The organism is uncultured Microscilla sp. (assembly GCF_947493425.1).
Classification (GTDB): domain Bacteria; phylum Bacteroidota; class Bacteroidia; order Cytophagales; family Microscillaceae; genus Microscilla.
In genome coordinates this window covers 42,792-51,762 of record NZ_CANLRP010000042.1, presented here as the reverse complement: position 1 = coordinate 51,762, position 8,971 = coordinate 42,792, and the positions used below count along the sequence as shown (strand labels likewise).

Here is an 8,971-nt window from a genome sequence, read left to right as displayed (position 1 = left end):
GGGCAATAAAAATAACGAAGTATCAAGGCGAAAAATCACCCCTCAGAGTGTAAATTTATTTTTGAACAATTCCTAATCATACAACACGCCCATTTTTTTCAAACGAAAATAAACGGCTCCTTTAGTTCGCTCAAAATAAGACGCCATATCTTCTATCGACACACTTTTGTAATACATTTCCAACAACTCGTTTTCTTCTTGGTCTGTCCATTTTTTATTAGCATACGAAGGCTGACTTTTGCGGTAAGCAGGGACTTGTTGAGGCGCTTTTTCCGGGTTCTTTTTGGCAGGCTTTGGGGTTCTCATCACTTTTATGTGGTGAGTAGGTGGCAAGTCAAAACCACGGGGCAATAGCTTTTCAGGAATATTGAGCTTATTTTTAGTCCGGGTAACCGCCACATACAACAGGTTGATCTCTTCTGAAATATAATCAGCGATTGTTGTACCTTCCTCGTTCCAAAGCTTTTCTATGGCATCTTGAGTAATAAAATCATCCAATAAAGTTACCTCATCGTATTCCATTCCCTTGCAACGGTGCACTGTAGAAAAAATCATATCCGCTTTATGTTTTTCACTATCGGGTAGGTGACGCTCTTTGAGTTCTTTGATCAGGTAAGGTAATTTTCGGCCATATTTTTTCACAATTTCTATGATCGTCTTCAACTCTACGTCGTCGGTCTTATCAGCGTAGTCTTCCAAATCATCCAGTCCCGACATAGACTTGATGAGTTTGTCACGAATACCCTGTTTATAGTCGGTATACAAGTTAAGCACATCATAAATAGAGCCTCCATCTTTGGCATAAGTATACGACGAAAAATTACCCTCAAAGTATACATTTTCTATCTCACCATTGTCTACCAACATATCTATCGACTTTACCAACAAGGCAAGGTTGGTTCTTCCTATGGTGGCCTTTACTTTGCTGGCGCTGTGGGTGCCTATGCCTTCTATAGCAATTTTGAGCTGGTTTTCAAACAAATATTTGTAGCCAATCACCGCTTCGGCGAGCTTGCTCATGTGGGTGTTGAGCCTAAAGCTTTTGGTCAGGTAAAAATCGTCAAAATCGGGCACTTGCTCCAGAGAATTTATTGCAAACCGCCAGCGGTAAATTTGTTGGTGGGTATCACCCACAATAACTCTGGTTGCGTGATCTTGCTGCAAAAATATATCAAGCATTGCAGGAGAAGCATCTTGCCCTTCATCAAATAAGATACAATCGTAGGGCAAAATAGGGTGATGGAGTTGAAATTTTTTGAGGTAAAAATCGTGGGTAATTTCTATTTCAGCCCGGTTCATTTTTGCCAATAAAACCCTGGTTTGGTGCAAAACCTCGTCATAATATTTATTTACAAACTCCCTTGCCTCTTCGCCCGATACAATAGAAAGGTAGTCAAGTTCCTGCACCTTGGCTTTGTTGCTATTACAAAAAAAACTCATAAAACGACCAATGTGTCCTGCCATTACAAACTCTGACAAGGGTTCTCCATAAGGTTTCAGGTTCAAAATATCCTTGATCTGATAGGTAGTCAGGTCATATTGTTGAATGCGATAACGCCCACTGCGTACTACTGCCCGGTAAGCCAGCGAGTGAGCTGTTTCTATCTTCACGTGATCGCATTCAGCGTCAGAAAATTTACGAATAGCCTCTAATTTTACCGATCGGTTAAAAGCCAAATACAAAATTTTTTCTTTGGGGTGGGCTTGAGCGTAGGCAATCAAGGTAGAGGTTTTGCCTGAACCTGCCACTGCATTAATTTTTATATTCCCCTGACTCCCCACAATGGCAGCCTGTTCTGTTGTCAGTTTCAATGGTAGCTGTTTTTGGTTGTTTTCAATCTAATATTTTACCTAAGGAATGGTACCAAAATAAATTTACATTCTTAACCTCATCTTTTGAGGCTATACTTTGTTAAAAAATAGCCGAATAGCGATGCTATTAGCCGACCATCCCTCAAGCTCGCTCAATATCCACTGGATATTGCCGTGCCGTGTCTAGCAACAAAATATTTTAGCGTTACTATAGAAATTTATTTTTACACCATTCCTAAGCTCAAACAACAGCATAGTTATCCTGTTGCCCTTTCACTCCAAAAAGCATCTTTGTCCAAAAACGTAAAGTTTATTTTTAACCCATTGACCACCCAACACATGGCAATAAAAACTTTGCTTGTTGGGCATCAACACAGGGAGGTGTTATAAGCTGTTGATTAGTATTCAATCAGCTCAAATGGAAGCTTTGAAAAATTCTTAAAATCTTCTCCAGAATCCCGCAAGTCTTCATCGTCATAATACCAAACTACTTTCACGTTGGGCAAGCTTTGTAACATTCTAAACATAGAAGTAAGCGACTTGCTGTTGGCAGTACTAAAATACTCCAGTTTTATCACTAAAGTAGTACTTTCATTGGGTTGGGTAAGGTACGATTGCCACCAACGCATAATAGGACTAAAGTAGGCATGGCTATCTAATATAATTAGCCTACCCGACATAGTAAAAGTACCCTCATTTGCATTAAAAATCACCTCAGGTGTGTGTTCTGTGGCTTCTAGTTTCAGTTCTTTCATGCTTTAAGTTTTGTGAGCAGTGAGCTACATTAATAATTTCCCTTTACAAATCTACAAAAGTATATATAAACAATTCCTCATTCTTTGACATATCCATGATATTTTCAAGAACACCCCCTCTACCTTCTTATTGATTACCAACGAAAGTAAAACTCAAAAGGTACCTTTACCAATTCGGCAAACTCATAACCGGTTTCTTCCAATTCCTCATCGTCTAGGTCGAGATGCCATACAATGACTGACCCCGGAATAGTCTCTAGCCGACTAAACACATCTAACAATAACTTACTCGACGAGGTATTCCAATAGTGCAAATCTACATGAAAACGAGTTACTTGGTTAGACGCTTGCTGGTACTGTGTCCACCAATCGAGGGTAGGTTCATAAAATACCAATGCCTCTTCCATAATGCTGTTGCCCTTCATCTGAAATGCCCCATTTATTGCATCAAGCAAAATAAAAGGGGAGTCGCTACCTGGTGAATGCCAGTAACGGGGCAAATGCGTGCGGAGGTTTGTCCAACCCAATACCTGACCAGGCAATTGATTGACCTCGTTTTGGGGCACCCATAATTCTTTAACTTTTTTTAAATGCCGCTCTGTCTGAGCATCAAGGTTTTGTAAATGGTTGGCTGATATGTACAATTGCTCTAGTTTAGGCAAATAAGGTAATACATCGGGTAAGTTATCAATCAAAGTTCCGGTTATATGCAAAGTTTTGAGGTGGAGCAAAAACGACAAAACAATAGGCAACTTTTTAAATGGGGTATAAGACAAGTTGAGTTGTTCGAGGCGTGACAGGTGTTGCAAAAAACCAGGTAACGTGGTAAGCGAAGTATACGCCAGTTGTAAATGCTTGATATGAGTAAAGTATTCTAAACCATGGGGCAACGTTTGTAGTGCTGCATCATTTGAGAAATCAAACCCCTGCAACCAATTAAGTTTTGAGAAATAGGGCAAGATATCACTAAATGACAACTTATAATCGCTTACCCCCAACATTCCGGGGGTATTCTGAAAAAGATGAAAAAATCCTTTTTGTAAACAAAGACGGCGAACTTTTACTGGGCGGTAAGAAAGCAATAACCGATGAAGTTTGCGATGATCTGGCAATCCCATCCCTTTGATTATTTGCAATGCCAAATCTATATTAGTTAAACTTTCACTCTCTATGAGTTGAATAAGTTTTTGAATATGATTGGCATCGTTCACTTGCATACAAAATTCCCATTTTATTATGTGAAATATAAAAAGTTAAGGGGAACTTCGTTAATTTTTTAAATAATCTTTACCAAGTTTTTACAATAAAGGGATAGAATTGTGGTTTTGAGCCTAGGTACCACCCTACTTTTGGTGGTTAAATAGTACGCAATTATTTTCCTACATTTTTTATTTCAAAAGGCAAATCAAGGTCTTCGGCATAGTCCTCTCCCATTTCTTTCATATCTTTTCCTCCTTCGGTAGGGTACAACCACACCACACGGGTATTGGGTATTTTTTTAAGGGTAAGAAACAGGTTGTACAAAGTACGTGTACAGTCTGTATTGATGTATTCTAAACGTATAGATACTTTAGTTTCACGATTGGGTCGGTTTCTGTATACACCAAACCAAGCCAGTACAGGCTGCAAAAACTCTTCACAATATTCGGGGTACATACTCCCCATTAACTCAAAAATGCCCTTATCCGCATCTAACTTCACCTCTGGAGTATACTTGGTGGCTTCCAGATATAGTGTATCCATAATTTGCTCTTTTTTTTATAACTTTCTTAAAATATAGAAGAAAATTTTAGGTGAATATAATAAAATCTCTCAATCAAGAATTATGAAATGAGATATTTTGCTCATGTTTTTTTCTTTTTCTCATTCACAAAATCATACGCAATTATCTTACTTTGCAAATAACCACTCTTCTTTTCTTTTTTAATTTGGCGTGTGTGCCTTGAAATTAGTCTTTTTGATTGTTTTATAAAGCTTTTCAACTTTGAAGCATTACTAATTTAAAAAAAGCATGCTTTATTCTCAAAAATGAAGCATTGTTTTTAAAGCCGAAATTAATAAAAGTTACATATTTTTCAATAGTTAAAGGCTTTTTGTACAACACAAATATTTTATCCAAAAATCACATTTTACCTTACAGCAATATTCTATAGCACTACTCTATCACCGCTATTTTAGTCACCAACGTTTCGGTACCGTCAGCATTGGTACTAAACAACAAATAAATACCTGTTTTTGCCCGGTGTCCGGTATAGTCTCTTAAGTCCCAACTGACTGTACCTCCTTGTGCTTGAGTTTGGTAAATCAGCTTGCCTGACACATCTGTAATTTTGACTTTAGCATCATCTACCAAACCAGAAATGCCCAATAAGCCATTAAAGTTGGGACGCACCGGATTAGGAAATACTTTGACCTCTTGGTGTGTTTGTCCACCTGTAGTGGCGGTTCCTCTATAAGACACCAACCCCTTGTCAGTAGCCACAAACACCTCCCCGGTTTGAGGCTGAATAGTTACATCATATATAATGTCTGAAGGCAAAGGACTGTTTTTAGTCGTGAAATGGTGCACCAGTTGGGTACCATCAGGATTAAATAACCACAAACCATTGTTAGTCCCCATCCATTTACGATTGCCCCCGTCTACTGCTATGGTACTTACTTTTTCGGCACGCAACAGGTTTTGTCCATCAAAAATGGGTTTAGAAGCATCGATGGCTGCCTGAAAAGCATCAGCCGGATTAAAAAACACCGTGACCCCTTTGTCGGTACCCACCCATACTTGCCCTTCTTTGTCTTGCACCATGCTATATACCCTGGGGCTGGGCAAGTTGCCATTGTTTACCGTAGTGTTCAGTACTTTACTACGGTTCAACTGTGGATCATACACCCAAATACCCGCACTTGCTGCCGGGCTCAGGCGCATCCACAAATACCCTCCAAAAGAGGATAAAATACCTAAAGGAGCTCCAGTAGCGCTTGCAGGAGCCGATACTACGCTCCACCCCCCTTGTACATCGCGTTTATGTAAAAATCGTCGGGCAATGTCATCAGAAGGGTTCGTAATCCACAGGTTGCCCTCAATATCGGTTGTAATGCCCCCTACCCTCACAGTGTTGTCAGTACTAGCGCGTAAAGTACTGCCAGTAACCGATGTCAACGCATTGTCTTTGAAAACATACAATCCCGATTGAAACGAGCCTATATATAACTGTTGGTCTTGACTATTAAACCCCGCTGTCACCCAATCTTTGACGTTGGCAATTGCCTGAGAGAACAAGGGATCAAAAGCATTGTAGTTTTTCCATTGGGCATTGTCAAACAAATAAAAACCAGCACTGCTATTTAGTGGGGTTTCGTCAAATTGATAACCACCCGACAAAGCCAGTATTTGACTTTGGTAAGCATACAGGTATCTGCTCTCGGCGCTTGCCGGGCCATTGGGAAAAAAAGCATTGTAAGTTGTTCCATTTTTTTGCACCAATCCATTCACCCCATCCCCTATCCATATTACTCCATTAGCATCTGCCAAAGCCACCTGAGGCGAATTAAGTTTACTATTGGTGAAATTAGTTATTTGATTTTGAGCATTCAACAGCAACAATTGATTATCTACGCTGAGCAACAACTGACCATTAGACACTCGCACATCGCGTATTTGCCCAGTATTGGGGGCAACAGGGGCAGGCAGATTTACTTTTGTCCATTGGTTGTTGTGGGCATATTCATACAACTCATAATTGGTACGTCCTACATATACTTTATTGGCAAAACTCGCAATATAGTTAAACTCTAAAGTATCTATGCCAGTGCTGGGTTCAAACCGTTGCCAGACATTAAAATCCTGCAAATTTACGCTTCCGTTGAAAGGCGCATAATACACTCCGTTCCCAGTGGCTATATATACACTGTCTTGCGATAATGTAGCAGCTTTTATAGCAATGCTACGCCCGTTTACCCCCAGGTTTTGGTAGGTTTCTTTTATTTCGTTTTTGCTCAGGTCTAACACCACTATACCAAAATCAGTAGATAGATAGGCATTGTTGCCTTGTATCAGTATATGATTGACTTGCTTTGACTCTGTAATGTTTTTGTTGGTTTTGATGGTAGGGATATTGACAATTTCGTCGCTTTTCAGTAAATCTATGTTCCCGTTTTGGTAAGTAATCACCAAGGTTTTTAGTGCCTCCTGATAAGCTATCTGGCTTATTTCAGTATCACTCAATCCACTTATTTTCGACATTGTATTAAGGGTGTTGTCGGTTTGATCGACATAAAAAAAGCCGTTGCTACTGGCTGCATATACCTTATTATTGCCCAAAGCCAGGCTTTGTACCGTTTGATAAGCCGCGTGGGTACGCCAGGTGCCTAGTGGTATGTTTTGCGCCCCAAGGTGTATACTCAGGCAACAACCTATCAGACAAATTACTGATTTGATTTGATTCATTTTTTAATTTTGTTAATAGTCATTCTTCAATTGAGTGCACAGTTTGCGTGGCAACTTTACCCTGTGTGATTGTTATGTGCTCATATTTGTAAAGCAATAAAGTAATCGTAATTATTAGCTACCATTGGCTATGCCCGGTTTCGTGTTTGTGGTTATTGTCAGTGTCCTGTTTTCATCTAACCAACGAATTCATAACTAATTGAAAATAAATAATATACTATGAGTTATTAGCTACCTGTGAACCGAATCTACAGCAGCCTGCTGTGACACAGCTAAACAGGACGCAACTTGCGACTCGTCACTTAAAGCTAATGACTCAAGTGACCTACCACCTTCGCAAAGAAAACAAGGCAAATTATACCAATTTAGCAGGTTTCACAAACAGTACGAAAAATTTACTCAACACATCATTAAAAAGTTAGCCAAATCAAGGGTAATTTTATTAATTTACTCCCATGTTAAAGAAAACAAGAGGCATAGTCATTAACTATACTAAATACAGCGAAACATCCATTATTGCCAAAATATTTACTGAAGAAATGGGCATGAAAACTTATATTATAAATGGAGTAAGGTCGAACAAGAACGGCAGCAAAATAGCCCTCTATCAGCCACTTACCCTGTTAGACCTGGTAGTATATTATAAGCAAAACAATAGCAATATTCAACGTATTTCAGAAGCACGCTGCCATGTGCCATTTCACAACATTCCTTTTGATTTTCAGAAGTCTACCATCGCGCTTTTTATTGCCGAAGTACTCAGCAAAGCACTGCGCGAAGAAGAAGAAAACCACTTGTTGTTTGACTTTTTGCTCAATGCACTTGTGTGGTTTGATGATACTCAAAAAGATTTCCGGGCATTTCACTTACAGTTTTTGGCAAAAATGCCTCGTTTTTTGGGCTTCGACCCTCAATCGGCTGACGTGATGATAGCCGAAGTAAACAACCAGCATCCTGTATCTTTTCCTTCGACAAAAAGCCCACAAATAAAACAGGTCATCAACCAGTTATTGAGTAGCAATTTTGAAGAAACCATTGCTATAGAGTCTGCCACCAGAAGTGATGTAATTGACTTGTTATTAGAGTACTATCATTTACATATAGGTGGTTTTGGCACACTCAAATCGCTGACAGTACTGCGCGAAATGATGGATTAAAAAAAGGTGGAAATAAACTTTGTGGAAATATCTTTTTTTTTTGCCAAAAAAAAACCTATTTGCTCACTATCAAGTAAAAATTTGGCTGAGCATTCGCTTATAAATTCAACACTTATAAGTGACCTCAAAAAAATTTTAAAAACTCAAAAATTAATTTACTATAAACTATTTTATAAGGCCATAATAACTTATCTTTGGGCTTTATTACAAAATTACAATAATGAATACAGGAACAGTAAAATTTTTCAATGAATCTAAAGGATTTGGATTCATTACTGAAGATGGTTCAAACAAAGAATACTTCACTCACGTGTCAGGATTAGTTGACGATATTCGTGAAGGCGACGAAGTAGAATTTGAACTTCAAGAAGGTAGAAAAGGATTGAATGCAGTAAATGTTAAGCGTATCAGATAAGCATTGAAATTCACGTTACAGCAATGTAATGTCTACATAAAGAATCCAAGCCCTTGTTCTTAAATAGAGTAAGGGTTTTTTTATGCACCCATCTTTAGCTCAAAAACGACAAGTAGTGCCCTACTACCTGTCGCCTTATTGTTTTCTAACTAATAAATTTGATTAGTTGCCAGAATAACAAAGACTACCTAGTACCTCAACCTCTAAATACCTGACACATTATTTCGGCGATATTCGCGCCCTGACTTTACTTCAAAAATATCGCGTAGCTCCGGTTCCGATATACATCGCATGCGTCAAAGCTTAATTTTACGAACACTTAAAATACCGTCAAAATCATCAAAAACGACTCTTTTAGGCGCAACTCCTACGGAGCCGTGTCTCGTTT

The 8,971-nt window shown here is 38.9% G+C and carries 7 protein-coding genes; 2 read left to right on the top strand and 5 right to left on the bottom strand.

Features of this window, described 5'->3' with window-relative positions:
• Positions 1–72: 72 nt before the first annotated feature.
• The 5 genes from Q0954_RS13245 to Q0954_RS13225 form a co-directional block, all read right to left on the bottom strand.
• Entirely contained in the window at positions 73–1,812 is a 1,740-nt protein-coding gene (locus tag Q0954_RS13245; protein ID WP_299457569.1) for a UvrD-helicase domain-containing protein, read from the bottom strand.
• Positions 1,813–2,210: 398 nt separating this feature from the next.
• The gene (locus tag Q0954_RS13240; RefSeq protein WP_299457567.1) at positions 2,211–2,567 is read right to left on the bottom strand and encodes a DUF1987 domain-containing protein; all 357 of its coding nucleotides are present in this window, start codon (positions 2,565–2,567) and stop codon (positions 2,211–2,213) included.
• Positions 2,568–2,701: 134 nt separating this feature from the next.
• Entirely contained in the window at positions 2,702–3,784 is a 1,083-nt protein-coding gene (locus Q0954_RS13235; RefSeq protein WP_299457565.1) for a SiaC family regulatory phosphoprotein, read from the bottom strand.
• 154 nt (positions 3,785–3,938) lie between these two features.
• Positions 3,939–4,310, bottom strand: a complete 372-nt coding sequence (locus Q0954_RS13230; protein ID WP_002701582.1) for a DUF1987 domain-containing protein — start codon at positions 4,308–4,310, stop codon at positions 3,939–3,941.
• A gap of 412 nt (positions 4,311–4,722) precedes the next feature.
• On the bottom strand, positions 4,723–7,011 hold the full coding sequence (locus tag Q0954_RS13225; RefSeq protein ID WP_299457563.1) for a two-component regulator propeller domain-containing protein: 2,289 nt from the start codon (positions 7,009–7,011) through the stop codon (positions 4,723–4,725).
• A gap of 455 nt (positions 7,012–7,466) precedes the next feature.
• Here Q0954_RS13225 and recO point away from each other — a divergent pair, with 455 nt between their 5' ends.
• Positions 7,467–8,168 carry a DNA repair protein RecO gene (gene recO, locus Q0954_RS13220; RefSeq protein ID WP_299457560.1) on the top strand — a complete coding sequence of 234 codons (702 nt, stop codon included), beginning with the start codon at positions 7,467–7,469 and terminating at the stop codon, positions 8,166–8,168.
• 220 nt (positions 8,169–8,388) lie between these two features.
• Positions 8,389–8,583 (top strand): cold shock domain-containing protein, encoded by a 195-nt coding sequence (locus Q0954_RS13215; protein WP_002701575.1) that lies wholly within the window; start codon positions 8,389–8,391, stop codon positions 8,581–8,583.
• Positions 8,584–8,971: the final 388 nt, after the last annotated feature.

What these genes read in the sequence shown, in the direction of transcription:
- Q0954_RS13235 (WP_299457565.1), bottom strand. Translation starts at nt 3,784, where the DNA reads ATGCAAGTGAACGATGCCAATCATATTCAAAAACTTATTCAACTCATA.
- recO (WP_299457560.1), top strand. Translation starts at nt 7,467, where the DNA reads ATGTTAAAGAAAACAAGAGGCATAGTCATTAACTATACTAAATACAGC.
- Q0954_RS13230 (WP_002701582.1), bottom strand. Translation starts at nt 4,310, where the DNA reads ATGGATACACTATATCTGGAAGCCACCAAGTATACTCCAGAGGTGAAG.
- Q0954_RS13215 (WP_002701575.1), top strand. Translation starts at nt 8,389, where the DNA reads ATGAATACAGGAACAGTAAAATTTTTCAATGAATCTAAAGGATTTGGA.
- Q0954_RS13240 (WP_299457567.1), bottom strand. Translation starts at nt 2,567, where the DNA reads ATGAAAGAACTGAAACTAGAAGCCACAGAACACACACCTGAGGTGATT.
- Q0954_RS13225 (WP_299457563.1), bottom strand. Translation starts at nt 7,011, where the DNA reads ATGAATCAAATCAAATCAGTAATTTGTCTGATAGGTTGTTGCCTGAGT.